Source organism: Rhizobium sp. Root274, assembly GCF_001429245.1.
Taxonomy (GTDB): domain Bacteria; phylum Pseudomonadota; class Alphaproteobacteria; order Rhizobiales; family Rhizobiaceae; genus Allorhizobium.
Genome location: NZ_LMJE01000001.1, coordinates 309,964 through 334,658, shown reverse-complemented (window position 1 = coordinate 334,658; position 24,695 = coordinate 309,964). Strand labels below are relative to the sequence as shown.

Here is a 24,695-nt window from a genome sequence, read left to right as displayed (position 1 = left end):
CTTTCCCGTGCCGTTGCTGTTACGGGCTAGATGGGGCAGATGCCGCAGCGGTCAACCGCCGGAACGGCCGCCGAGTTTCAGTCCGGGTGCAGGGCGCTCTTCAAGGATCTGGCGTCGGAAGCGGAAGAGGGCGGCCGGACGCCCGCCCGTCGCCGCCTCGGTTGCACCGGTTGCCTCGACCAGTTCGGCACCTTCCACCAGCCGGCGAAAATTCTGTTTGTGCAGGTGCCGACCGGAGATCGCCTCAACCGTCGCCTGGAGCGCGGTCAGGGTAAATTGCGGTGGCATCAGTTCGAAGACCACAGGTCTGTACTTGATCTTGCTGCGCAACCGGGCAAGTGCCGTGGCCGCTATGCGCCGGTGGTCGTGACGCATGGGGCGACCGAGCGGAACGGAGATGCGCCGGTCGATGACCCGTCCATCGGAAACCGCCTCGTCCAGAAGTCCCGCTTCGTAGAGAAGTTCATATCGCTCCAGAACCCGTTCCTCGTCGAACGGGAAATCGTCGAGCCCAAAGGCGAGTTTGAGCCGCGAGCGGCGGGAAATCGCGGGGCCGTCCGCCGTATTAGGCAGAGGCTCGTCTGCCCAGGCGCGCAAGGCCGGCAGTATGGTCTGGTCGATCAGCGCCGGTCGACCCTGTCGCCAGTCTTCCCATGGCAGGAAGCCATACCAGTCGCGCCACGCAGCGCCCGACGTTTCCAGTCTAGCGGCCCCCTCCGCCTCCAATCGCGTGAGCGCCAGATAACCGACCGAAACCACATGCGGACCGCTATCGCCAGGCATGCTGTGCCGGCCACGGTCACCGAAGGTGTAGAGCTGCTCGATATAGCCGAGCTGCAGCGCCGTTTGCGCCTCCACGGTCTGGCGCAGCGACATTTCCATGGTCCTGTGCCGGGTCGGGTGGAAAGGGCCGAAGGGCAGGGCATCGAGCGCCCCCGGTCCCGCAGGCACCACGAGCAGGCGCGGTTGCCCCTCGGCGATCGCAACTATCGCGGCATTGAGGCCGATCTCGATATCGGCCGCCGCGGTCATGGCGCGATCGTCTCACGCACTGGAAGCGGCAGAACAAAGGGCTGGTTGCCGTCGGTATCCGCCCCGCGTCCGAGCGCTTTCACGGCGCGGGCGAATCGTCCGCCCCGGCTGAGCATGTCGTCTCCGATTTCGACCAACCGCATGTTCGGCGTTGCATAGGGCGAAGCTTCCCGCAGCCGCCGGGCCAGCGCCTCGTCATCTTCGTCGGGATGAACGGCAAGGCTGGCGATCATCGCAGCTGCCGGCGAGCGCGAAACGCCCATCCAGCAATGGACGATGAGCGGTGCCGTCCGGTCCCAGCTGCGGGCAAATTCGATGATCTGGGCCACATGCATTTCCTGCGGTGCGATCAGATCGCCCGTGCCGGCAAAAGTAATATCGTTCATTCCGAGCTTCAGGTGACGCTCCGCCCGGATCACGGCGGGACGATGAAAATCCTGGTTGGCGGCGAGCAGGCTGATCATCTCGGTCGCCTTGTGCCGAACGGCCATTTCCGCGATGCGGGCGAGGGGGGCAACGACAATGACGCTCATCGCAGATCCCGTCTCGCCGATTGCCGTTCGCCTTCAATCGCCTCGAAGCGCTCCAGGAATTTCGCCTGCGCCTGATAGGCGGGCAAGGGCTCGATCAGGATCGTGTCGCGGGTAAAGCCCTTGGGCTGGCCGAAGAATTTCCGCGCTTCTGCTTCCGCAAATCCGGCAAGCACGGTGGCCTCGAAATAGGCGGAGATCATGTCCGCCTTCTTGATCTGGTCCTTCAGCGCCGTCTTGGGGTGGGCAGGCAGGCCAAAGCGCAAGTGGATCGCGGCCTCCAGCCGCTTCTCCACCACCTTGTAGCCGCCGCCGACAACAGCCTTGAAGGGCGAGATCATGTCGCCGATCACATATTCTGGCCCGTCATGCAGCAGCGCCACCAGGAGATCGTCGGGCGTTGCCTTGGGACAGGAGCGGCGAAAGATATCCTCGACGATCAGGCTGTGCTGGGCAACGGAGAAGGCATTGTCACCGGAGGTCTGCCCGTTCCAGCGGGCGACACGGGCAAGGCCGTGGGCGATGTCGGAGATTTCGACGTCGAGCGGCGAGGGGTCGAGCAGGTCGAGCCTGCGGCCGGACAACATGCGTTGCCAGGCGCGGCCGGAAATGCTGGTGGTTTCGTTCATCCTCAGGCGTCCTCTGCCGCATCCGAGGGGAAGGTGAGGCCGCTCCAGGCGGGCAGAGCGAGGCTGAGCGGAACCTCGCCGGCCAGAATGGCCGTGCCCCTGGCCATCGCCTCACCCGCCTTGTCGATCCGCAGGATGGCAAGCCCGCGTGAGCCCGCGACGGTGCCGAGCGTGCCGATCACCTTGTCCTCGATGGTGATCTCGGTACCCGGACCGGGAAGGGGACGATCGGCCGAGACGATCACTGCACGCCGCCTGGCGGTCGACCGATGCTGCATGCGCGACACCACCTCCTGCCCGACATAACAGCCCTTGCGGAAGGAGACGCCCCCGGATTTGTCGAACAGGATGTCATGCGGAAAAGCGTCCTGCAGCGCGTAGTCGGCACCCGATTCGACCACGCCGTTCAGGATGCGCAGGGCCGCATAGGCCGATGCCTCGCCGGGTTCGCCGACCTTGCCGACGGTCCGGCGGACCGGCGTTCCGGCGAGCGCGAAGCGGTGGTCGAGAATACCGCTTTCGTCCTCGCCGCCCCAGGTGACCGTGGCGCCGGTCTCGGAGCCGGCTGCGAGTGTCACGGCGGCGCGCAGCTTGTACATGGTCAGCCGCCGGGTAAGGGCCTCCTGCTGGTCCACCGTCGTATCCAGCACAAAGCCGTCGCTGCGCCGCCAGATCAGGAAATCGAACTGGATCTTGCCCTGCGGGGTCAAAAGTGCGCCAGGGCGTGCCTCTCCTTCGGCAAGGCTGCCGAGATCGGTGGTGATCAGGTTCTGCAGGAAGTGCTCTGCGTCAGGGCCGCCGACTTGGACGAAGGCACGATCAGGCAGGAAGGCTGAAGGCATTTGGGTCACCGTGATGTTGCGCTGACGGCAGACTTAGGAGACGCAAGTCTAGCCGACAAGCGCACCGCGTCACAGCCCACAGTTTGGCGAACGGCCTTGTTTGGTCTCAGTCGCCGACGGCGAAGAACTTCCACTTGCCATCAGGACTGATGCCGACGCGGAAAAAGTTGTAATTGCCCTGTTCCTGCATCTCGGCCACATCGCCGGCAGTGACGATGCGCAGCAGTTCAACCCTTTCACGCGGGGTGAGAAGGGCGAGCGACTTGCCGGCGAAGTACGGCCAGACATAGGCCTCGTCCGGCGTACCCTTGTCGAGTTGGACGAAACCGGTCGACAGGATGTCGAGCAGGATTGCCAGGATCTCCTGACCTTCATCATCGCCCGACAGACCCTTGAGCGCCGCGATCGGGTCCTGGTCGGATGTCTGCAGCGGCACCTGAGTCTGATTGGGACCGACGTCGATCAGAGGTTTCAACGCCTGGATATCACCGGAAGCGGCTGCATCCATGATCAACTGGCGCATCCGGCGAACAGGCTCCGGTGCTTTTTGGAGATCGTAGATCACCTCGGGCGCCGGCTCCTGGGGCGTCGCCGCGTCCGATTCGTCCGTATTTGACGGCTTGATCAGCGGGTCGGGATCGGGGATCACCGGAAAGGCCTCGTCCGACAAAACTTCGTCCTCGCCGGGCGCGGGTGCAGGCGTTGATGGCGGATCCTGCTCCGGCGGGGCGGGCGTGATGTCCTTGATGTCGGAAAGCGCAAGGGCCGGGCTCGGCCAGGAGAGGGGAAGGCTGGTGACCGATAGTGCCAGCGCGCCTGTCAAGCAGATGAGCCTGACCCGCGAAGAAATCGTCATTCTGTGCCTCTGCTGTCGTATCTACTGAATCCGGCGCTCCGGCGAGAATTCGCCCGCAAGGAGACGGGTCTTGAGCGCGTCGAGGATTGCTTCGGCACCGTGTTCGCCGTGAATGCGAATGGTTTCGCGCATTGCCAGCGCAAAGGCGGCGTCTGCAATGATTTCCGGCTCGATCCCGTCGGCCATGCCGTCGGCCCAGGCTTCGTTCTGGTATTCCAGCGCAGCCTGCATCTTCTCGTGAACGATCATGTCGTCGATCTCGTTGCGGCGCGGTTCCATTGGCATTCCTCGAAGCACTCTTACTCAGGTCTTAACGACCGTATCAGCCTTTTGCCAAAACGACACGGGGGGAGACCAAAAGAGGTCAATTAATCGTTAATTTCCATAACGGGCGGTAATTTCTGTGGCGAGTGTTGCCCCTTCGTTACGGTAATTCTCCTCTGCACGAACCGCGGCCGGTGTGCAAGAGGTATAGACCGCGGCAAAAGAGCGGTACCCCCGGTTGTAAGCGGCCGTCAGACGGGCCCTCCGCTTCGGCTCTTCTTTCGTCTCTGTGTCGAGCAGCGCCTGCAGGGATTGGCGCCATTCCGGCTCGCCTGCGACATTACACAGGTTGCGCAGGTAGTGGACCGCCCCGACGATCTCGGACAAGCGCCCGAGCCGGTCGTCATAGGGCGTAGGCTTTTCCGTATCGGTGGGCGGGGGCGGCACGGTGACCACGCTTTCACTCTGTGCCTTCGCGCCAAAGGAGGCGAGAACGGCGAGCACGAGCAAGATGCCTCGCTGCTTGGAAAAGAGGCCGGCCATCTCAGATGCTCCTCCCGGTGGCAGGGACGGCTGCGAGCTTCATGACGCAGTCGCGCACGCTTTGCGGTACGGGCAGGGTCTCGATTTCCTCCGGCAGAAACCAGCCTGCCTCGACCGCGTCGCTTCGCGCTTGCGCCACGCTCTCATCGGCCGCATCAACGCGGAAGACGGAGAGCAGATAGTGGCTGCCGGCAATGCCAGGCTCCGGCAGTAGTTCATAGGTCTCGAAGAGCCGCGGATTGGACCCGACCACACCTGTTTCCTCCTCCAGTTCGCGCAAGGCCGTCTCCGCCGGCGTTTCGCCGGGTTCGGCTCGTCCACCCGGAAAGGCATAGAGATCGGCCGCCGGTGGGTTTCCCCGGCGCACCAGGAGATAGCGCCCGGCCCGTTCGACAATGGCAGAGGAGGCGAGGCGGGGTTGGCTCATGATGCGGCAATGCTCCGGTCTGTGGTGCCGCTGTCAGGCGAAGCAGCGGCAGTCGTGAATATCGCGGCTTTCGCCCGAGCCCGCAAGCCGCCGCGACGCTTGACCCTCAGCTCCTCGACTGCCATCTAACCTCCATGTGTGGACGTTTCGCTTTGACCGCGAGCCCGGAAGAGGTGCGCGAAATCCTCGGCCTGATGGAGCTGGAAGCCTTTCCGGCGCGCTACAACATTGCCCCGACGCAGCCGATCCTGATTGTCGTGGCGGGGCCACGATCAGAACCGGGCAGCAATAGGCCTGACCGCATCGCCGCGCTCGTGCGCTGGGGGCTGATCCCCTCTTGGGTTAAGGATCCGGCGGAGTTCACGCTGCTGATCAACGCCCGCTCCGAGACGGCGATCGAAAAGGCCTCGTTCCGCGCGGCCATGCGCCATCGGCGCATCCTGGTGCCGACCTCGGGATTCTACGAATGGCATCGGCCATCCAAGGAAAGCGGAGAAAAGCCACAGGCCTACTGGATCAGACCGAAGCAGGGCGGCGTCGTTTGCTTTGGCGGACTGATGGAAACCTATATGTCGAAAGATGGAGCAGAGCTCGATACGGGCTGCATTCTAACCGTCGGCGCCAACCGGACAATCGGTACCATCCATGACCGCATGCCCGTGGTCATCGCCCCGGAGGACTATACGCGCTGGCTCGACTGCCGCAGCGGTGAACCACGTGACGTGGTCGATCTCATGAAGCCGGCCCAGGAGGATTTCTTCGAGGCAATCCCGGTCTCGGACCTGGTCAACAAGGTGGCCAATGTCGGCCCGGAACTTCAGACCCCCGTGACGCCACGCGCAACGATTTCCAAGCCCGCCCCGGCAAAGCCCGGCGACGGACAGATGAGTCTGTTCTGAGAGAGGCCCTTAGGTCTCAGGCGACCTTGGCGGCCGGCTTGCGCTTCAGCATCAGTGCCGCAGCGACCACGGCCTTGAGGGCGAGCGGACGGTAATTGGCGGCGAGATTCTGATTGGCCGGCTTCTGCTGTTCGGCTTCGGTTGTGTTCGACATTGTCATTATCCTCTGGATGATTCCTGACCCGGTATTTTGTTGTGCGGCTCTCTCTGTGGAGAACATGACAAAAGCGTGACCGAGTCTGTGACTCAAGTCAAATTTCAACAAAAGCGAAACAAATAGAGAGCCCCGCGCAAGCTTTGTGGCCTGGCGGGGCTGAATTTGTTTATACTTTATTAAGAAATGGGGGTTCAGACGCCTCGGTCGATTTCGGACAAACCCTTCTCGGCGGTCTCTTCGCCGATGGTCAAAGTGCCGTAGCGCTTGTGCCAGTTGCGGGCCCCGAGCGGCAGCGAGCCGAGATAAAGAACCACTGTCACCACAAGCACCTGCCAGGTGAAGCTCATCAGCAGGGCGACATAGAGCACGACGCCGAGGATCATCGGGAAGACAAGATCGCGGCGAATATGGCTGGTTTCCGACTTGCCGGACCAGACCGGCAGGCGGCTGACGAGCAGGTAGGCGATGACGATCGTATAGGCCGTGCTGAAATACGCGAAGGTCGAGGTCATCTGCACATCAAGGAAGCCGATATAGACCGGCAGCAGCACCAGCGCAGCCCCGGCCGGTGCCGGCACGCCGACGAAGAATTCGGACTGCCACGGCGCCTTGTTCTCGCGCTCCGCCATCACGTTGAAGCGGGCGAGGCGCAGGCCCGCCGCAATCGTGTAGATCAGGGCCGCGATCCAGCCCAGCGAACGGGCCTGGTCGAGCACATAGACATAGAGAACGAGGGCAGGGGCCACGCCGAAATTGATGATGTCCGCAAGCGAATCCATCTGCGCGCCGAACTTCGACGTCGCCTTCATCATCCGGGCCACCCGTCCATCAATGCCATCAAGAAAGGCGGCGAGCAGCACCATGGCAACGGCGAGTTCGTAGCGGTTTTCGAAGGCAAGCCGGATGCCGGTCAGGCCCGCACAGATGGCGAGTACGGTGATCAGGTTCGGGATGAGGAGCCGAAGCGGAATCTCCCTGAGGCGCGGTCCACGCGCATTCGGGTCCGATGCCGGTGGATGTCCGTTCTCTGGGGTGCTGTTCGGTGCGTCCATCTTGCCCTCCCTCAGGCGCGGCGGCTGATGACCGGCCCCTTGATCGAACCGAATTCGGCAATCACGGTTTCACCGGCAATCGCTGTCTGGCCGACCGAGACGCGCGGTTCGGCGCCCGCCGGAAGGAAAACGTCGAGGCGTGAGCCGAAACGGATCAGGCCGAAGCGTTCACCGGCATCCAGCGGATCGTTCGGGTTGGTCCAGCAAATGATGCGACGGGCAACGAGGCCGGCGATCTGCACGACACCGATGGCGCCATGGCGGGTTTCGATGACGAGACCGTTGCGCTCGTTGTCAGTGCTCGCCTTGTCCAGTTCGGCGTTCAGGAATTCGCCTTCCTTATAGGCGATCGTCGTCACGCGGCCGCGCATCGGTGCACGGTTCACATGGCAGTTGAAGACGTTCATGAAGACGGTGATGCGCAGCATCGGCTCGTGGCCGAGTTGCAGCTCTTCCGGCGGCACGATCATCTGCACCGAGGACACGCGGCCATCAGCGGGGCTGATCACCAGGTCTTCGTCCTGCGGGGTGACGCGTTCCGGATCACGGAAGAAATAGGCGCACCAGAGCGTCAGGATCAGGCCGATCCAGAACAACGGGTCCCAGAGCCAGCCGAGCACCAGCGACGCAACGAAAAAGGCCGCGATGAAGACATAGCCTTCCTTGTGCACGGGTACGATCGTCTTGCGTATGGTTTCCAGAAGATCCATGAGTTCCTCGATCCGTATGATTTTGTTTGCCCGTGACTACCGCGAAAGACTGACAGGGGCAATGCCAGCCTGAAAATCTCGTCGTCCAAAGGCTTCGCTGCACAATCCTATGCGCAGCACAAAAAAGATCCAATTGGAGCAAAGCTGGCGAGACTCTGTAAATAATTACCCCCTAAAAAAGGCGTGGCTACAGCATGCGGAGGCGGACCGTCTCCGGACAAGGAAATTCCACTTGCAACCCGCTCTCAAGTCTGACCGGTACGACGATGCTGCCCCTGCTGAGGGATTGTGCTGGTTTTCCGCATTCGGCAGACCCCAGCCCGTCATGCTGCATCCCTTGAATGCAACGGCTGTCGGCGACCCTGCACAGATCGGCGCCGGGGCCGTCTGTTTCGCCGCAGTCGAGGCGGGCTCCCTCGGGGTGGAACTCGTAAATCTGCGCGCTGTCCACCGCGAAACAATCTACGTCATCGCCGTCGTGTCCGAGGAGCTGGAACCGTCCCTGCAGGCCGCGCTCTTTGCAGCGGGAGCCGATGATGTGCTTGTCGGCAGTGACCTGCGCCAACTGGTCCCCTGCCTGATGCGTGCCAAGCGCCATCTCGAATTGCGGCGCCACAACGAAAGCTGGCAGCGCAGCATGCAGGAGAAGCTCGACATCTGGCAGGAGGGGCTCGACCATCTGCCGACCCCCATCTACGTGAAGGACGCGGACGGTCGCTATCTGGTCTGCAACGCGGCTTTCGGCCAGTTCCTCGGTGTCGGTCACGAGCAGATCCTTGGCCGCCGCCTGCAGGATTTTCTTCCCCCCGGATCGGCTGAGGCCTACCACGAATCAGACCTTCAGCTGCTACGCCAGGGCGGGGTGATGCGGTCGGAGACCGATGTCTGTCTGCCTGAGGCCGGAATACGCCATATCATGGTGCACAAGGCGCGCCTCGATTCCCGAAAAGGCGACGCCCGCGGCCTTGCCGGCGTGGTCATCGACATCACCGAGCGCAAGGAACTGGAGGCCCGGCTGACCGAGGCCGCCGAACGCGATCCTCTGACCAATGCCGCCAATCGCCGCAAGTTCTTCGAAGTGGCCTCGTCCGAGATAGCGCTTGCCAGCCCGGGGGATGTGCTGGCGGTTGCTGTCATCGACATCGACAATTTCAAATCCATCAATGACGAACTTGGGCACGCCGAAGGGGATATCACCCTTTGTTCGATCGTCGACACGCTGCGGACCCAGGAGGCCGGTGGCATGCTGGTCGCCCGTGCCGGCGGTGAGGAGTTCTTCGCTTTCTTCACGAAGGAAGTCGCTCCCGCTGCGTCCGACATGCTCGAACTGGCTCGGCAGGACATTGCCCGCTACTGCCAGGTCCACACCGGTGTCGGTGCCGCCGGTACGATCAGCATCGGCCTCGCCTTCTTCAAGCCCTTGGACGAGACCATTGACCAGGCCCTGCGCCGCGCCGATCTCGCGCTTTACCGGGCCAAGCGCGATGGCCGCAATCGGATCTGCCTCGCCGAATAAGCGCGCATCCTTCGCTCAGACGGCCGGAGGACGCCGTACCACGACACCCAGTTCATCGCTTTCACGGACCTGCCGCAGCCGTTCTTCGGCCTGTGTCGCCTCACGCTGGCGGTTCCACATGGAGGCATAGAGACCGTTCTGCTCAAGCAGGACCGAATGGCTGCCGCGCTCGGCGATCTCGCCGCCCTTCAAGACGATGATTTCGTCGGCATTGACCACCGTGGAGAGCCGGTGCGCGATGACCAGCGTCGTGCGGTTCTTCGAGACCACATCGAGCGCCGACTGGATTTCGTGTTCCGTCGTGGTGTCGAGCGCCGAGGTCGCCTCGTCGAGGATCAGGATCGGCGGGGCCTTCAGCACCGTGCGGGCAATCGCCACGCGCTGCTTCTCGCCACCGGACAGCTTCAACCCGCGCTCGCCGACTTTCGTGTTGTAGCCTTCAGGCAGTTCCTTGATGAAGCGGGCGATCTGCGCCACCTCGGTCGCCTGCTCGATCTCCGCGTCCGACGCGCTGGGGCGGCCATAGCGGATGTTGTAGGCAATGGTGTCGTTGAACAACACGGTATCCTGCGGCACCATGCCGATGCCGGCTCGCAGCGACTTCTGCGTCACGTCGCGCACATCCTGGCCGTCAATGGTGATCGATCCGTGCTGCACGTCGTAGAAACGGTAGAGCAGGCGTGAGATCGTCGACTTGCCAGCGCCCGACGGCCCTACAACTGCGACGGTCTTGCCGGCCGGCACTTCGAAGGAGACGCCTTTCAGGATCGGCCGATCGGGGTCGTAGTGGAAGTGCACGTCCTTGAAGGCAATGGCGCCCTTGTCGATCGACAGCGGCTTGGCCCCGGGACGGTCGACGACCTCAGCCTGAACCTCCAGCAGGTCGAACATCTGTTCGATATCGGTCAGGCCCTGGCGGATTTCGCGGTAGACGAAGCCGATGAAGTTGAGCGGTACGGAGAGCTGCATCAGGAGCGCATTGACGAAGACGAAGTCGCCGATCGTCTGGTCGCCCCGCTGGACGGCCATGGCCGACATGACCATGATGACCGCGGTGCCGATGCCGAAGATCACACCCTGACCGAAGTTCAGCCACCCGAGCGAGGTCCAGACCTGGGTCGCGGATTTCTCGTATCTCGCCATGGAGGCATCGAAGCGCTTGGCCTCCATTTCCTCATTGCCGAAATACTTGACCGTCTCGAAGTTCAAAAGCGAGTCGATGGCCTTGGTATTGGCATCCGTGTCGCTGTCGTTCATCGCGCGGCGAATGCCGATGCGCCAGTCCGACGCCCGGATGGTGAACCAGATATAGGCCCAGACGGTAAAGGCGGTGACGGCGAGATAGGAGAAGCCGTAGGTCCACCAGAAGATCGCGGCCGTCAGCAGGAATTCGATGAGCGTCGGGATCGAGTTGAGGATCGTGAAGCGCACGATCGTTTCGATCCCCTTGGTGCCGCGCTCGATGATGCGCGACAACCCGCCCGTCTTGCGCTCCAGATGGAAGCGCAGCGACAGCTGGTGCATGTGGACGAAGGTCTTGTAGGCGAGCTGGCGCACGGCATACTGGCCGACACTGGCAAACAGCGCGTCACGCAGCTGGTTGAGGCCCACCTGGGCGATGCGGGTGACATTGTAGAAGATGACGAGTGCCACGGCGCCGAGCAGGAAGGCGGGCAGAACGCCGACCATGTCAAGCTTGCCGTTCAACGCGTCTGTCGCCCATTTGAAGAAATAGGGGACGAGGATCAACACGAACTTGGAGACGATCAGGAAGACGGTGGCCCAGACCACGCGCATCTTCAGGTCCATGCGGTCGGCGGGCCACATATAGGGCCAGAGATTGACCAGCGTTTCCGTCGGATTGCCGCTGTCGGCCGATACGGTTTTCTTTTTCCTGTCCGTCATTCCGGCCCCCGTCAGCAAGCAAAGAAGTGTAAGCGCAGATAAAAAGCGGCGACCCTGTTGGGCCGCCGCTTTCGTCAATTAGGGTTTTGTCTGCCCCAATACAATGACCGGATCGTGAAAGCTCAGTTCACCGGCTCTCCCCGCAGACGTTTGCGGTGGATTTCCTCGGCATTCGGCAGAGCGTCCTTCGGCACCGTGAAGATCTGGCCCGGTTCGATCAGGTCCGGATTGCGGATCTGGTTCTCGTTAGCGAGGTAGATCGTGGTGTAGCGAACACCCTGACCATAAACGCGTCGCGAGATCTGCCAAAGCGTATCGCCCCGCCGGATGATCACGCTGTTTTCGCTCTTAGCGAGCGGCGCCTGCTGGATCGTCTTCGGTGCGGCAGCCGTGTCGGCGGCAGCTGTCTCGGCAGCGGGCGCCTGCGTCGCCGGGGCCGGGGTCGTTGCCGGAGCCGCTGGCGCCACCGCCGCCGCAGAGGGTGTCGGCTCGGACAAGAGGTCACGGATCAGCGCAACGAGTTTCGGCAAGGCGGCGCCCAGCCCGTCGACATCGCCGGTCTTCACCGACTGCAACAGGGCAAGCGCTTCCTTGGCCTTTGCACCATGGACGCCGACGCTCGCAACGAATTCAGGTGTCGCGGTCGCGCCCGGGCGGAAGCCGATGATCGACTGCAGGCCGAACTCGGTTGCCGAACGAGCAGCCGCGAGCTGTTCCAGCGCCGGCTTCTGGCCATTGGCGTAGAGGTTTTCAAGGATGGTCAGCGCCTTGGTGAGTGAGACGCGAAGACGTTCAAACTCGGCCAGCTCCGGATGGCCGGCGTCAGCCGCAGTCGCGTCGGCACTCTGCGCCACGACCGAGACCTGCTCGCCTTCGGGCCGCTCGAACGGAACGGAGGCGCGAACGACGACCTTGCCCGATGCATCCAGCATTTCGACTTCGATGATGTGGCTTCCGACGGAAAGCGTCATGGTGCCGTCGATGACGAAATTGCCGCTGGCATCGGTCTTGCTCTCGCCGATCGTGGCCTTGTCGGCAAAGCCGCGAACGATCGCGCCGACAGGAGCCTTGCCGGCGACGAAGATCCGGTCACCCTCGATTTCAACCGCAGTCACCTGGACTTCCGCCGCGCCTGTCGTGGCGGGTGCCGCCGGCGTCGTTGAGGCATCTGTGGCCGGCTGCGCGGCAGGTGCAGAAGCCGTGTCGGTGCCGGTTGCCGGAATGGTCGGAGCAGAGCCTGCAAGCTGGCTCGAGGCCGCCGGCAGTTCGGGCATGGAAACGGCAGGCGTTGCAGCGGTCGCGGCAGCGGCGGCTGGCTGCGCTGCAGGCGTTACCTCAGTCGATGCGGCAGCAGCAGGCGCCGCGGCCGGCGTGGCCTGGGCCGCATCGGCCGCGCCCGGCAGCGTGATCAGCCGGCTTGCTTTTCCGGGCTTAGACACCATGGCGAGCAACTCGCCCTTGCCGCCGTCGGGGACGGAGACGGTCGCAACTTCTTCCGAGGTGACGACTTTGCCATCCGCGGCGGTGGCGCGGATCTGCAAGGCGTGATCCCCCGGGGGCAATGGATTGTCGAGCACGGCAGCGAAGTCGCCGGTGCCGTCGACGGTCTGCGAGGAAATCACGGTGCCGTCATTGAGGATTTCGACCTTGGCGCCGGGTGCAGCATTGCCGGCAATGACCGTCGAGCCGTCGGGTTCGACGCGAAGTACGTCGAAGCGTGGCACATCGGCGCCAGCTGCTTCCGCCGGTGCGGCGGCAGTGTCGGCAGGCTTGCCGAGCAGGGCGTCCTTGATCGAGGCGATGAGGCCTGCAGCCTTCGCCGGATCGTCCGGCAGCTGCTCGATCAGCGCAAGAGCCCGGGCGGCATCCGCCTGCAGGGCCTTCATCGCGTCGGTCAGCTTGGCGTCAATGCCTTCAGGCATCTCGATCGACGTAAGAGCCTTCACAGCACCCTGTGCCAGCGTCTTGGCCGCGCTATAGGCTTCAACACCCGGTGTCCGGCCATCGGCGAAGAGGGCCGTGATACCATCAACGGCCTTCACTGCATCGGCTTTCAGGCGATCCATTTTTTCGGCAGCCGCATCGGCGAGGCCGGCGGTTGCGTTGTCCACGCTTGCTGCGGCCTGATCAGCGGCCGACTTGACCGCGTCAGACGTCGCACTGATGGCAGGCGCCGTGTCGCCGGTCGGATTGAGCCGCGGCATGATGACGAAAACCATCAGCAAGGTCACGATGGCAAGTACAAACAGGACCACCCAAAGGGCACGGTTCTTCATATCTCAAGTCTCCCGGCGGAACATCCGCCATATCCCCTGGAATTGCTAGCCTTAACTGCTTGTTTCGACAAGCGTCGCAAGCCAAATCCGCCGGGCTTGCCTGAGGTTTTCAGCCAATTTTGTTGACCTTGCTGCCGCCAGCCTGTTTTTTGGCCGGCATGAGTGAACAAAATACCCCGATTCGATCCGTCTGCGTCTATTGCGGCTCCCAGCCGGGACGCGATCCTGCCTTCATGGAGGCCGGCCGCGCCTTTGGCCGCTCATTGGCTGAAAACGGCCTGCGCCTCGTCTATGGCGGCGGCACCAAAGGCATCATGGGGGCGGTCGCTGCCGGCGTGCTCTCGGCAGGCGGTCATGTCACCGGCATCATCCCCGAATTCCTCGTCGACATGGAAGCGACGCGCCATTCGCTGGGCCAGCTCAATGAGCTGATCATCACCAAGGACATGCACGAGCGCAAGCATTCGATGTTTGAACGTTCTGACGCTTTCGTGACCTTGCCGGGCGGCATCGGCACGCTGGAAGAGATCGTCGAGATCATGACCTGGGGCCAGCTCGGCCGTCATGAAAAGCCGATGGTCTTTGCCAATATCAACGACTTCTGGAAGCCGATGCTGGAGCTTGTCGACCATATGTCGGCCTCTGGCTTCATCCACACGGCCCACCGTGTGCGCCCGATGGTGATCGACCGGATCGAGGACATCGTGCCGTCGATCCAGGCGCGCTGGACAGAAACCGAGACGCCGGAAGGCGACCCGGCGACCATCGCTAAACTCTGACCTGCGAGGAAGCGCCTCAGCGGCGCTTCAACATCGGCAATGTATAGATCACCAGCGCCAGCCAGATCAGCGGAAAGGCGACCGCCTTTGCCGTGCTGAACGGCTCATGGAAGACGAAGACGGCGGTGATGAAGATCATCGACGGCGCGATATACTGCATGATGCCGATGGTCGACAGCCGGAGCAGCTTGGCGCCGTTGGCATAGAGGATCAGCGGCACCGCCGTGACCAGTCCGGCAGAGGCGAGCAACACCGTATCGGTGACATTGCCCTTCAGGAAATGCCCCTCGCCGAAGAGGTTGAGATAGACGAGATAGCCAAGGGCGATCGGGGACAGCAGCAGCACTTCCAGCAGGAAACCCTGGTTTGGCCCGATCGGCAGCGTCTTGCGGAAGAAGGCGTAGAAGCCCCAGGAGAAGGTGAGCGCCAGCGCAACGACCGGCAGGCGGCCTGCCTCGACCGTCAGGATCACCACGGCGAGCACCACGAGCGCAAGCGCCGCGATCTGTGTCTTTTTCAGCTTTTCCTTGAGGATGACAGCGCCAAGCAGGATCGAGAAGAGCGGATTGATGAAATACCCGAGCGCGGTATCAAGCGCATGGCCGGCGCCGATTGCCCAAACATAGATGCCCCAGTTGACGCTGATAAGAGTGGCGGTGACAGCGGCCATGCCAAGCATGCGCGGGTTGCGGATCGCCTTTTTGAGATCATCGGTCTGCCGGATCACCAGCAGCAGCAGTCCTGCCACCGGCACGGACCAGAGAATGCGGTGCGCAATCACTTCGGCCGGCGAGATATGCGCCATGGCCTTCATATAGAGCGGCAGAAAACCCCACAGCAGATAGGCAGAAAGGGCAAAGAGAAAGCCGTTCAGGCTGTCCCTATTCTCTGCAGGAGCGGTGACGTCGGCCATAGTGTTTCCTGACTTTTGTTATGCTTTGGAAAACGGCCATACGCCCGCGGAGATGCGGGCGCAAATGCATTTCAGTGATGGATCCTTCATCTGGCGCGATTGGTGACGCCCAGCTCGGGCTACTCACCCGCGATCTTGCCTGCCAGATCCCGGTTCTTCATCAGCTTGTAGACGATACTGTCCATCAGCGCCTGGAAGGAGGCGTCAATGATATTCTCCGATACCCCGACCGTCCACCAGCGGGCCCCGGTGGCATCGGTGGATTCGATTAGAACGCGGGTGATCGCCTCCGTGCCGCCGTTGAGGATACGCACCTTGTAGTCCGCCAGTTCCAGATCGAGGATTTCCGACTGATACTTGCCGAGATCCTTGCGAAGCGCGATGTCGAGTGCGTTGACCGGCCCATCGCCTTCGGCAACCGACATCACGGTCTCGCCGTCCACGAGCACTTTGACCACGGCTTCGGAGACGGTTTTCAGCCGTCCATGGCTGTCGAAACGGCGTTCGACCATCACGCGGAAACTTTCGACCGCGAAGAAATCAGGCACGGTGCCGAGTGTCTTGAGCGCCAGAAGCTCGAAGCTCGCATCCGCGCCCTCATAGGCATAGCCTGAGGCTTCACGCTCCTTGACGACCGAGATCAGCGTGTCGAGCTTCGGATCGTCCTTGGCAACCGTGATGCCGCGACGTTTCAGCTCGTTGAGGAAGTTCGCCTTGCCGCCCTGGTCGGAGACCATGACCTTGCGGAAATTGCCGACACTCTCCGGCTCGACATGTTCATAGGTCTTCGGGTCCTTGAGCAGCGCCGAAGCATGGATACCGGCCTTGGTGGCGAAGGCCGAGCCGCCGACATAAGGCGACTGGTGGTTGGGCGAGCGGTTCAAGAGTTCGTCGAAGGCGCGCGACAGGCGCGTGAGGCCGACGAGTTTTTCCGTGTCGATCGCGGTCTCGAAGCGCGACGCATAGGTTTCCTTGAGACAGAGCGTCGGGATGATCGTGACGAGATCCGCATTGCCGCAGCGTTCGCCAATCCCGTTCAGCGTGCCCTGGATCTGTCGCACGCCTGCCTCGACGGCGGCGAGCGAATTGGCGACCGCCTGCCCCGTGTCGTTGTGGGCATGGATGCCGAGTGAGGATCCGGGGATGCCGGCTGCGATGACAGCCTGGACGATCTCGCGGATCTCCGGCGGCTGCGTGCCGCCATTGGTATCGCAGAGCACGACCCAGCGGGAGCCGGCATCATAGGCAGCCTTGGCGCAGGCCAAGGCATATTGCGGATTGGCCTTATAGCCGTCGAAGAAGTGCTCGCAATCGACCATCGCGATCTTGCCTGCAGCGACCACGGCCTCGACGCTCTCGCGGATGCTGTCGAGGTTTTCCTCGTTTGAGCAACCGAGCGCCACCTTCAGGTGATAATCCCAACTCTTGGCAACGAGGCAGACAGCGTCCGCCTTCGCCTGCAGGAGCTGCGTGAGGCCAGGGTCATTGGAGGCGGAAATGCCCGCGCGTTTGGTCATGCCGAAGGCGACGAAGCCGGCCTTCTGCGTGCGCTTCCTCGAAAAGAACGTCGTGTCGGTCGGGTTCGCCCCCGGATAACCGCCCTCCACATAGTCGATGCCGAACTCGTCCAGCATGGCCGCAATCGCAATCTTGTCCTCAACCGAAAAATCCACGCCCGGCGTCTGCTGGCCGTCGCGCAGTGTCGTGTCGAACAGGGTGATCTTTTCGCGTGTCATGCTGTTGTCCTTGGGCAAATACGTCATGTCGGCCCCTCATCCGGCTGCCGCCACCTTCTCCCCGCGAGCGGGGAGAAGGCCGAAACGGCGCCGACTTCACTCCCTCTCCCCGCCTGCGGGGAGAGGGTAGGGTGAGGGGCAAATCTCAAATATAATTCTTCCCCGTAAACCGATCCGTTGCCCGGATCAGCTGGTCGAGAATGCCGGGCTCGAGATAGGCGTGACCCGCCCCCTCGATCAGGTGGAAATCCGCCTTCGGCCAGGCCTTGTGCAGAGCCCAAGCATATTTCGCCGGGCAAGGCATGTCGTAACGGCCGTGGATGATGACGCCGGGGATATCCTTCAGCTTGTGGGCATCCCGCAGCAATTGACCTTCCTCCAGCCAGCCGGCATGGACGAAGAAGTGGTTTTCGATGCGCGCGAAGGCGAGCGCGAATTCTGCGTCGTAGAAATGGCCGGAATAGTCGGGGTTCGGCAGAAGCGTGATCGTCTCGCCTTCCCAGGAGCTCCATGCCACCGCGCAGCGCAGTTGCTCCTCGCGGTCGGTGCCCGTCAGCCGGCGACGATAGGCCGCCATCATCTCGTGGCGCTCGTTCTCCGGGATCGGTGCGCAGAAACGCTCCCACTTGTCCGGAAACATCTCGGAGACACCGAACTGGTAGTACCAGTCGAGTTCCGCCTTCGTCAGCATGTAGATACCGCGCAGGACCAGTTCGGACACATGCTCCGGATGCGTCTCGGCATAGGCGAGCGCCAGGGTTGAACCCCATGAGCCGCCGAAGACGAGCCACTGCTCGACGCCCATCATCTCGCGCAACCGCTCGATATCGGCGACCAGATGCCAAGTGGTGTTCGCCTCAAGCGAGGCATGCGGGGTCGACTTGCCGCAGCCACGCTGGTCGAACAGGATTACGTCGTAGAGAGCCGGATCGAACAACCGGCGCTGCAGGGGGCTGGACGTACCGCCCGGACCACCATGCAGGAACACGGCCGGTTTCGCGCCTCTGGTGCCCACGCGCTCCCAATAGACCATATGCCCATCGCCGACATCCAGCATGCCGGTCTCATAGGGTTCGATCTCGGGATAAAACCCGCGCAATTCCGTGGTCATGTCATGTCTCTTGTCAGTGGCCAGGCCACCGTATCGTGATCGGGATGCTGCCGCGAGGTGGCGGCGATCCCGGCATTGCCCGCCGGCAGGTCCGAACGGTCCGTCTGCTTCTCCGGCAGGCCGAAGAGCTTGTCGAAATAGCTCACCCGGCTTTCAACGCCATCCTGCGAGATCGGCTCGGCGAGTTCCGGCTTGTCGAGGCTGCCGATCGTGACGCTGATGTAAGGCGAACCCTTGGTGCGGAAGAAGAGCGGCGTGCCGCAGTCCTTGCAAAAGCCGCGCCCGCAAGGGTCCGAGGACTGAAACCAGCCTGGTTCGCCGCGCATCAGAAGGAAATCCTCCTGCCGGGAACCGGCAAGCGCCATGAAGAAATTGCCGCTCGCCTTCTGGCACATGCGACAATGGCAGATATGCGGATAGCCGAGGTCTCCGGCGATCTTGTAGCGGATGGCGCCACACTGGCAGCCGCCCGAATGCACTTGACGGGTCATTGCTCATCCTCCGGCGGCCATTGCGCCGTATCGTGGTCGGGATGCTGGAAGCTTTCGACCGACGCAAAGAATTCTTCCATGGCCGGGCTGCTATAGGCAGGCTTCTCGAACAGGTGATCGATCCAGGGCAGCCGCTGGTGATGGTTCACCTGGATCTGCGGTTCGAAACGCTCCGGATGGTCGAAGGCGCCGATGGCGAGTTCCACGCCGCTGGGGTGATGATAGGAGAGCGGCGTGCCACATTTGGCACAGAAGCCGCGCTTCACCTTCGCGGAGGAGCGGTAGAGCATCGGCTGCCCGCGCGTCCAGGTCAGATGCGCCTGATCGGCGGTGACGAAGGCACCGAAGAAGGAGCCGAACTGCTTCTGGCACATGCGGCAATGACAGATCGACGGCCGGCCAAGCTTCGACGCCTGGAACCGGATCGCCCCGCACTGACAGCCTCCGCTTTCGATTTCACTCATCGGTTTTTCCTCATTTGAGCGTCACGTAAAGGGTGACACCGATGATCACTGCAGCGATCAGGGCGCCCTTGGCGATCAGGCCGTAGAGCAGCCATTTCGGCATCTTGGTGTTGGGACTGGGCTGGGTCATCGATTTGGTCCTACCCAGTTTTCGACCTTGAGGCCCGGCACTCGACCGAACTCGCGGATGTTCGCCGTGACAAGTGTCACGTCCAGAGATCTCGCATGTGCGGCGATAAAGAGATCCGTTGAGCCGATCGGCGTACCGTTTCGCTCAAGGTCGAGCCGGATCTCAGCGAAATGGGAGGCTTCCTTGTCCTCGTAGGGCAGGATCGAGACGCGATCAAGAAGGTTCTCAACTAGGAATGTGAGCCGTTCGGAGTTGCGTTTCAAAATACCGAAGCGCAGTTCTGACGCAACGATCGAACTGATCGCCACTTGGGCATCGCCCACGCTCTCGATCATCGCAGCGGCAGATCCATGCGGGTTGCGGATGACATCCGAAACCACGTTCGTGTCCAGCATGTAGCGGGCCGTGTTCACAGGTCGACGTCCCGCGCTGGTGGTTCACGAAGGTCGAAGTCGAAGTCCTCTTCGATCGGCTCCTGGCGGCGGAGCCATTCGATCAGGCTTTCCTTCTTTGTCTGGACCGGTTCAAGAGTGATCTTGTCGCCCTCCTTGCGCATGATCGCCTCGTCACCGGGAAAGTCGAACTCCACAGGAATGCGGACGGCGCGGTTGCGACCGTTCTTGAAGATCCGGACATGTCTTTCCTGGTCCATTCGCGCCTCCTCTGTTGGCATATGCCAAGCATATGCCAAGTGCCTCCCTCAAGCAACTACCGCTTGACCTCCCAGCCCGTCACCCGCTCGCCGGTCTCCTTGTCCTTGCCGTCCCTGAGCTGAATGCCCTTCTCGCCAAGCTCGTCACGGATACGGTCGGCCTCGGCAAAGTTCTTTGCCTTCAGCATTTCTAGACGTAGGTCGACCAGCGCCTGGACGGCGGCGGAGAGGTCGTCGCTGACTTCGGTCTTCTTCGGGGCGACCCCGAGAAGAGCAGCCGAAGCGGCAAAGAGCGGCAGCTTGGACGGATCCGCGTTCGCTGCCTGAGCCAGTGCATGCAGAGCCTGGACGGCCGCAACCGTGTTCAGATCGTCTGAGAGCGCTTCGAGGACGGATACGTCCGGTGCCGTATCACCGGCTTCGCCCGTTGGCCATTTCGCCAGCAGACGCTCCGCCTCCTCCAACCGCTTCACCGAAAAATCGATCGGCTCGCGGTAATGCGTCATCAGCATGGCAAGCCGCAGAACCTCGCCCGGCCACTGGCGACCGCCGAACTTCTCCGTCGCCAGGAGCTCGTTGATCGTGACGAAATTGCCCTCGGACTTCGACATCTTGCGGCCTTCGACCTGCAGGAAGCCGTTATGCATCCACACGGTTGCCATCAGGTCGTTGTCGAAGGCGCAGCAGGACTGGGCGATCTCGTTTTCGTGGTGCGGGAAGATCAGGTCCAGCCCGCCGCCATGGATATCAAACTGGTGCGGCTTGGCCTTGGCCTTGGGCGACAGCCGGTCCTTGATCTCTTCCCAGAGATAGCGGTCCGACATGGCGGAGCATTCGATATGCCAGCCGGGGCGACCATAGATCGCATGGGTCTTGGCTTCAAAGGTGAAGTTCGCCGGCCAGCCCGGTTCTGTATCGGCGGATTGCTTCCACAGCACGAAATCGGCCGGGTTCATCTTGTGGTTTTCGACCGCGACGCGGGCGCCCGCCTGCTGATCCTCGAGCTTGCGCTTCGACAGCATGCCATAATCCGCCATGGAGGCGGTCGAAAACAGCACTTCGTGCCCCTCCGATCCCTTGGCGACATAGGCATGGCCCATGTCGAGCAGCCGCTGAATGATCTCGATCATCTGCGGAATGTTGTCGGTCGCACGTGGCTCGACGGTCGGCTTGAGGCAGCCCAGCGCCGCCACGTCCGCGTGGAACTGGCTCTCCGTCGGTCCGGTGACCGCCCGGATCGCTTCGTTGAGGCTCATCGAACCGCCGGCGATCTGGCTGCCGAAGTCGCGAAGCGCGCGTGCGTTGATCTTGTCGTCCACGTCGGTGATGTTACGAACGTAAGTGACCTTATCGGCGCCATAAGTGTGGCGCAGCAGCCGGAAGAGCACGTCGAAGACGATGACGGGCCGTGCATTGCCGATATGGGCAAAATCGTAGACGGTCGGGCCGCAGACATACAGGCGCACATTATCGGGGTCGATCGGTTCGAAATCGACCTTGTCTCGTGTGAGCGTGTTGTAAAGCTTGAGGCCGCCGGCCATGTGAAACTCCCAGAACGAATGGTACCCGGCTGGACCGGGGCGTTTGTCATCTGGGTCTATGCAGGAGACGAAAACGGCCAGGCCAGCGAAGCGCTAGCGAATAATGATCCCGCAAATGGTGCAGAGGCTCGTTTTCATGGGCGCTGTTATGGCGCGGGTCTTCGATTTGGTCAAGGGTTCCACAGGGGATGCTGTCAGCGATCAGCCTAACCTTTAATGTGGATACTCGCTTATCAAGTTAAGCCTTTTTCAAGGTCGATCCCGCAGGGTAGAAGGCCTTGCCCTTACCCGTCAGAGATGATTTCCGACATGGACACAAGCCTGCATCTGCCGACGATCATGGTCGTCCATGCCCTGATCACCACCATTTCGACGCTGGTGACGATCTACATGTGGAAGCGCAGTCGCTGTGGCCCGGTGATGCCTCTGTTGGTGGCCGCAGGCGTGGCCGCGTGCCTGACCATGGGACTGCATGCCGGACGCCACAGCCTGCCGCTGTTTCTGTCGTCCTGTATCGGTCTGGGTCTGGGCGTGCTTGCCGTCGGTCTCTATTGGCAGGCCGTCATGGCCTTCGAAGGCGAAAGGGTCTCTCTGCCGAAAGCCGCAGCTGGAATGGTTGCCTGGATGATGCTTTGGTTCACCCCGCTTTTCCAGCAGTCGATGGAGGTGAAGACCTCGGTGCTCGGCATTCTTGTTGCGACCTATTGCCTGCTGGCCGCCGGCAAGATGTTTGCCCGCGCCAAGAAGGAACCATTGCCATCACGCCATCTGGCGGCGATCACAAACGCCGTCCGGGGTATCGTCTGGCTGACATCGGTCCCGCTTTGCATCTTCGTGGCACCGGCTTATGCCGCCGACGGCAGCCCCGCGCCCTGGTTTGCCTATGTTGTTCTGGCGAATTCCATGATGATCGTTCTGTCGCTCGTCGCCCTGCTGATGCTGAGCAAGGAGCGGGACGAACTGCGATACCGCGTGGCCTCGGAGCGCGATCCGCTGACGAATCTGGCCAACCGCCGCACCTTCGTATCGGGAGCGAGCCGCATCCTGCTGCAGGAAGAGGGCGCAAGCCTGTTGCTGCTCGACATCGACCACTTCAAGCTGGTCAACGATACCCACGGACATGCGGCGGGCGATCAGGTGCTGGTGGCGTTTTCCCGCACCATTGAGCAGCGATTGCCGAAGGGGTGGCTCTTTGCGCGCATCGGCGGGGAGGAATTCGCCTGTCTCATGCCGCGCACCAACGCCCAGACGGCGGTTGCGCTGGCAGACAATCTGCGTCGGGCCGTGGCCGAGATCGTCATCGCCTCCCATCCTGGCTTGAAGGTGACAGTCAGCATCGGTGTGAGCGAGGCATCAGAGCGGGGTACCGCTTTGGATCCGCTGCTTGCCAGCGCCGATTCCGCCCTTTACCGGGCCAAGGCCGATGGACGCAATTGCGTGCGCCTCTTCGAGCCGGCCGCACTCTTGGCGGACACTGCCGGGAAGCTGGCGCTGATCGCCAACGAGCCGCCGCCAAAAGCCAACCGCAGGCGCCTCAGAAGCGCCTGATCAAACGACGCGACGCGGCGGCAGCCGGACAATCCCGAGCACCAGCGAACAGCCGGCGATGATGACCGCGCCACCGAACAGCTGCAGCAGGGTCAGGGGTTCATCAAGGATTAGCGCGCCGACAAGAACGGCCACGACCGTCACGGCAAATTCGACGCTGATAGCCGCCGTCGCCCCGATGCTTTTCACCAACCCGAAATAGAGCACGTATGTGAGCGCGCTCATCAATGCTGCAAGGGCGAAGAGATAGAGATAGTCGAGCGGCGCAGGCGTTCCGGGAACGGGCACAAACCAGAGCAGCGGAAAGGCGATGACGCCGCCTGAAATGAACGAACCGATCGTGACCTCCCAGGGGCCGGTCCCCGCCAGATGGCGGTTCGCATAATTGCTGCCGAAGGCGGCGGAAAAGGTCGATCCGATCATCGCCAGACAACCGATCAGAAAGGCCGCCGTCACCGGCACTGCCGGAAAGCCGACAAGCATGACGATGCCGATCGTTCCGAGAACAAGGCCGAGGACCCGTTGCGGCGTGATCCGCTCCAGACCCCAGAGCTGGGCAATCACCATGGAAAAGAGCGGAATGGCAGCCACGAAGATTGCCGCCATGGCCGTCCCGATGCGCGGCGTGGCGTAAGAGAGGCCAATGAGCTGGCCCGCCACCGTGGTGGCGCCAACCACCGCGAACGGTAGCCAGCCCGCGCTGAAGTCGAGCCTGCGGCGCATGACCCGGGCGATCAGATAGAGCAGGGCGCCTGCGATGAAGCACCGAAATGTCACCGCCCCAATCCAGCCGAAGGCGTCGACGACGTGCAGCAGAAGCAGAAAGGACAGCCCCCACGCCAGAGACAGGTAGAGGTAGGCGGCAAGATCTCTGGGGGCCATGTATCAGTCCTGAAACGAGGCAACTGCCTGGCGGCAGGCGCCTGGGCTGGAACCCGTTACTCCGGCATGCGGTAGTCGACGATCTTACCTTCGCGCACGACGAAGAGCTTGCCGGTTTCCGTCTGCTCCGGTCCGACCAGAGGCAAGAGCTTGGCGGCGACTTCGGACGGATGCGGCAGCGTGTCCGGGTCTTCGCCGGGCATGGCCTGGGCGCGCATGGCGGTGCGGGTGGCGCCCGGATCGACCGAGAGGATACGCAGCGGCAGGCGCTGGGTTTCGGCAGCCCAGGTGCGGGCGAGCGCCTCGACGGCGGCCTTGGAGGCCGAGTAGGGACCCCAGAAGGGCTTGCACTTGTGGGCGGCGCCGGAAGACAGGATCAGAACGCGGCCCTGGTCGGACTTGATAAGAAGCGGCTCCAGCGAGCGGATCAGCCGCCAGGTGGCGTTGACATTGATCGTCATGACCTTGTCGAAGACCTTTGCCTCGACATGGCCGATCGGCGAGATGACGCCGAGCACGCCCGCATTCAACACGGCGATATCAAGCTTGCCCCAGCGCTCGAAGATGTGACCGCCAAGCTGGTCGATCGCGGCCATGTCGGCAAGATCGAAGGGCACCAGCGTCGCCGAACCGCCGACGGCTTTGATAGCGTCGTCAAGATCTTCGAGACCGCCGACCGTGCGGGCACAGGCAATCACATGGGCGCCGGCCTTGGCGAGTTCGATCGCGGTGAAATAGCCGATGCCGCGCGAGGCGCCGGTGACGAGCGCAATCCGGCCCTTGAGGTCGATGGTCATGGAAATTCCTGTC

At 62.4% G+C, this 24,695-nt stretch carries 27 protein-coding genes; 4 read left to right on the top strand and 23 right to left on the bottom strand.

Translation table 11 applies throughout. The annotated features are described in order from the left end of the window. Window positions 1-51: 51 nt before the first annotated feature. From ASE36_RS01760 to ASE36_RS01725, 8 genes are all read right to left on the bottom strand, one after another. Window positions 52-1,032, bottom strand: coding sequence for an NUDIX hydrolase (locus ASE36_RS01760; protein ID WP_062275049.1), 981 nt, complete (start codon window positions 1,030-1,032; stop codon window positions 52-54). Further along, window positions 1,029-1,565 carry a tyrosine phosphatase family protein gene (locus ASE36_RS01755; protein ID WP_062275047.1) on the bottom strand — a complete coding sequence of 179 codons (537 nt, stop codon included), beginning with the start codon at window positions 1,563-1,565 and terminating at the stop codon, window positions 1,029-1,031. The genes ASE36_RS01760 and ASE36_RS01755 overlap by 4 nt, the downstream gene beginning before the upstream one ends. After that, the gene (locus tag ASE36_RS01750) at window positions 1,562-2,191 is read right to left on the bottom strand and encodes an HD family hydrolase (RefSeq protein WP_062275045.1); all 630 of its coding nucleotides are present in this window, start codon (window positions 2,189-2,191) and stop codon (window positions 1,562-1,564) included. Before ASE36_RS01750 ends, ASE36_RS01755 begins: the two co-directional genes overlap by 4 nt. A 2-nt stretch (window positions 2,192-2,193) precedes the next feature. Then, on the bottom strand, window positions 2,194-3,033 hold the full coding sequence (locus ASE36_RS01745; RefSeq protein ID WP_062275044.1) for a YgfZ/GcvT domain-containing protein: 840 nt from the start codon (window positions 3,031-3,033) through the stop codon (window positions 2,194-2,196). 106 nt (window positions 3,034-3,139) lie between these two features. Continuing rightward, window positions 3,140-3,889, bottom strand: coding sequence for a hypothetical protein (locus ASE36_RS01740; RefSeq protein ID WP_062275042.1), 750 nt, complete (start codon window positions 3,887-3,889; stop codon window positions 3,140-3,142). Between the two features lie 21 nt (window positions 3,890-3,910). Continuing rightward, window positions 3,911-4,168, bottom strand: a complete 258-nt coding sequence (locus tag ASE36_RS01735; protein ID WP_062275040.1) for a hypothetical protein — start codon at window positions 4,166-4,168, stop codon at window positions 3,911-3,913. A 96-nt stretch (window positions 4,169-4,264) separates the two neighbouring features. Then, window positions 4,265-4,696 (bottom strand): TIGR02301 family protein, encoded by a 432-nt coding sequence (locus ASE36_RS01730; RefSeq protein ID WP_062275038.1) that lies wholly within the window; start codon window positions 4,694-4,696, stop codon window positions 4,265-4,267. Between the two features lies 1 nt (window position 4,697). Beyond that, window positions 4,698-5,123, bottom strand: a complete 426-nt coding sequence (locus ASE36_RS01725) for an NUDIX hydrolase (RefSeq protein WP_062275036.1) — start codon at window positions 5,121-5,123, stop codon at window positions 4,698-4,700. Between the two features lie 134 nt (window positions 5,124-5,257). Between ASE36_RS01725 and ASE36_RS01720 the strand changes: the two genes are divergently transcribed. Next, complete coding sequence (locus tag ASE36_RS01720) at window positions 5,258-6,022, top strand: SOS response-associated peptidase (protein WP_062275033.1); 765 nt, start codon at window positions 5,258-5,260, stop codon at window positions 6,020-6,022. Between the two features lie 16 nt (window positions 6,023-6,038). On the opposite strand, the gene ASE36_RS22830 is transcribed toward ASE36_RS01720, so the two are convergent. The 3 genes from ASE36_RS22830 to ASE36_RS01710 all read right to left on the bottom strand — a co-directional run bounded on the left by ASE36_RS22830 (window position 6,039) and on the right by ASE36_RS01710 (window position 7,941). Then, window positions 6,039-6,176: a hypothetical protein gene (locus tag ASE36_RS22830; protein ID WP_200945167.1), complete on the bottom strand. Its 138-nt coding sequence runs from the start codon at window positions 6,174-6,176 to the stop codon at window positions 6,039-6,041. A gap of 194 nt (window positions 6,177-6,370) precedes the next feature. Then, on the bottom strand, window positions 6,371-7,231 hold the full coding sequence (gene pssA, locus ASE36_RS01715) for a CDP-diacylglycerol--serine O-phosphatidyltransferase (protein ID WP_062275031.1): 861 nt from the start codon (window positions 7,229-7,231) through the stop codon (window positions 6,371-6,373). An 11-nt stretch (window positions 7,232-7,242) separates the two neighbouring features. Further along, window positions 7,243-7,941, bottom strand: coding sequence for a phosphatidylserine decarboxylase (locus tag ASE36_RS01710; RefSeq protein ID WP_062275029.1), 699 nt, complete (start codon window positions 7,939-7,941; stop codon window positions 7,243-7,245). A 232-nt stretch (window positions 7,942-8,173) separates the two neighbouring features. Here ASE36_RS01710 and ASE36_RS01705 point away from each other — a divergent pair, with 232 nt between their 5' ends. Continuing rightward, window positions 8,174-9,457, top strand: a complete 1,284-nt coding sequence (locus tag ASE36_RS01705; protein ID WP_162244199.1) for a GGDEF domain-containing protein — start codon at window positions 8,174-8,176, stop codon at window positions 9,455-9,457. Window positions 9,458-9,472: 15 nt separating this feature from the next. Here the strand turns inward: ASE36_RS01705 and ASE36_RS01700 are convergent, their stop codons facing one another. Together ASE36_RS01700 and ASE36_RS01695 are read right to left on the bottom strand one after the other, a co-directional pair. Next, the gene (locus ASE36_RS01700; RefSeq protein ID WP_062275025.1) at window positions 9,473-11,362 is read right to left on the bottom strand and encodes an ABCB family ABC transporter ATP-binding protein/permease; all 1,890 of its coding nucleotides are present in this window, start codon (window positions 11,360-11,362) and stop codon (window positions 9,473-9,475) included. 122 nt (window positions 11,363-11,484) lie between these two features. Further along, window positions 11,485-13,638, bottom strand: coding sequence for a LysM peptidoglycan-binding domain-containing protein (locus tag ASE36_RS01695; RefSeq protein WP_062275023.1), 2,154 nt, complete (start codon window positions 13,636-13,638; stop codon window positions 11,485-11,487). Window positions 13,639-13,796: 158 nt separating this feature from the next. Between ASE36_RS01695 and ASE36_RS01690 the strand changes: the two genes are divergently transcribed. Next, window positions 13,797-14,417, top strand: a complete 621-nt coding sequence (locus ASE36_RS01690) for a TIGR00730 family Rossman fold protein (RefSeq protein WP_062277835.1) — start codon at window positions 13,797-13,799, stop codon at window positions 14,415-14,417. 16 nt (window positions 14,418-14,433) lie between these two features. Here ASE36_RS01690 and rarD read toward each other — a convergent pair whose 3' ends face one another. The 8 genes from rarD to cysS form a co-directional block, all read right to left on the bottom strand. Continuing rightward, window positions 14,434-15,330, bottom strand: coding sequence for an EamA family transporter RarD (gene rarD / locus ASE36_RS01685; RefSeq protein WP_062275021.1), 897 nt, complete (start codon window positions 15,328-15,330; stop codon window positions 14,434-14,436). 119 nt (window positions 15,331-15,449) lie between these two features. Next, window positions 15,450-17,066, bottom strand: coding sequence for a citramalate synthase (gene cimA, locus ASE36_RS01680; RefSeq protein WP_062277831.1), 1,617 nt, complete (start codon window positions 17,064-17,066; stop codon window positions 15,450-15,452). A gap of 145 nt (window positions 17,067-17,211) precedes the next feature. After that, the gene (gene pip, locus ASE36_RS01675; protein WP_062275019.1) at window positions 17,212-18,177 is read right to left on the bottom strand and encodes a prolyl aminopeptidase; all 966 of its coding nucleotides are present in this window, start codon (window positions 18,175-18,177) and stop codon (window positions 17,212-17,214) included. Beyond that, window positions 18,174-18,668, bottom strand: a complete 495-nt coding sequence (locus ASE36_RS01670) for a GFA family protein (protein ID WP_062275017.1) — start codon at window positions 18,666-18,668, stop codon at window positions 18,174-18,176. The genes pip and ASE36_RS01670 overlap by 4 nt, the downstream gene beginning before the upstream one ends. After that, the gene (locus tag ASE36_RS01665) at window positions 18,665-19,132 is read right to left on the bottom strand and encodes a GFA family protein (RefSeq protein WP_062275015.1); all 468 of its coding nucleotides are present in this window, start codon (window positions 19,130-19,132) and stop codon (window positions 18,665-18,667) included. Before ASE36_RS01665 ends, ASE36_RS01670 begins: the two co-directional genes overlap by 4 nt. Before the next feature lie 126 nt (window positions 19,133-19,258). Further along, a complete protein-coding gene (locus tag ASE36_RS01660) occupies window positions 19,259-19,657 on the bottom strand; it encodes a type II toxin-antitoxin system VapC family toxin (RefSeq protein ID WP_062277828.1) in 399 nt (132 codons plus the stop codon). 14 nt (window positions 19,658-19,671) lie between these two features. Beyond that, entirely contained in the window at window positions 19,672-19,914 is a 243-nt protein-coding gene (locus tag ASE36_RS01655; RefSeq protein ID WP_062275013.1) for an antitoxin, read from the bottom strand. Between the two features lie 56 nt (window positions 19,915-19,970). Next, window positions 19,971-21,455 (bottom strand): cysteine--tRNA ligase, encoded by a 1,485-nt coding sequence (gene cysS / locus ASE36_RS01650; RefSeq protein WP_062275011.1) that lies wholly within the window; start codon window positions 21,453-21,455, stop codon window positions 19,971-19,973. A gap of 309 nt (window positions 21,456-21,764) precedes the next feature. On the opposite strand from cysS, the gene ASE36_RS01645 reads away from it, so the two are divergent. Then, window positions 21,765-23,003 carry a sensor domain-containing diguanylate cyclase gene (locus ASE36_RS01645; RefSeq protein WP_062611230.1) on the top strand — a complete coding sequence of 413 codons (1,239 nt, stop codon included), beginning with the start codon at window positions 21,765-21,767 and terminating at the stop codon, window positions 23,001-23,003. On the opposite strand, the gene ASE36_RS01640 is transcribed toward ASE36_RS01645, so the two are convergent. Both ASE36_RS01640 and ASE36_RS01635 read right to left on the bottom strand, forming a co-directional pair. Further along, complete coding sequence (locus ASE36_RS01640; RefSeq protein WP_062275005.1) at window positions 23,004-23,885, bottom strand: DMT family transporter; 882 nt, start codon at window positions 23,883-23,885, stop codon at window positions 23,004-23,006. 56 nt (window positions 23,886-23,941) lie between these two features. Further along, window positions 23,942-24,682, bottom strand: a complete 741-nt coding sequence (locus ASE36_RS01635; protein ID WP_062275002.1) for an SDR family NAD(P)-dependent oxidoreductase — start codon at window positions 24,680-24,682, stop codon at window positions 23,942-23,944. Window positions 24,683-24,695: the final 13 nt, after the last annotated feature.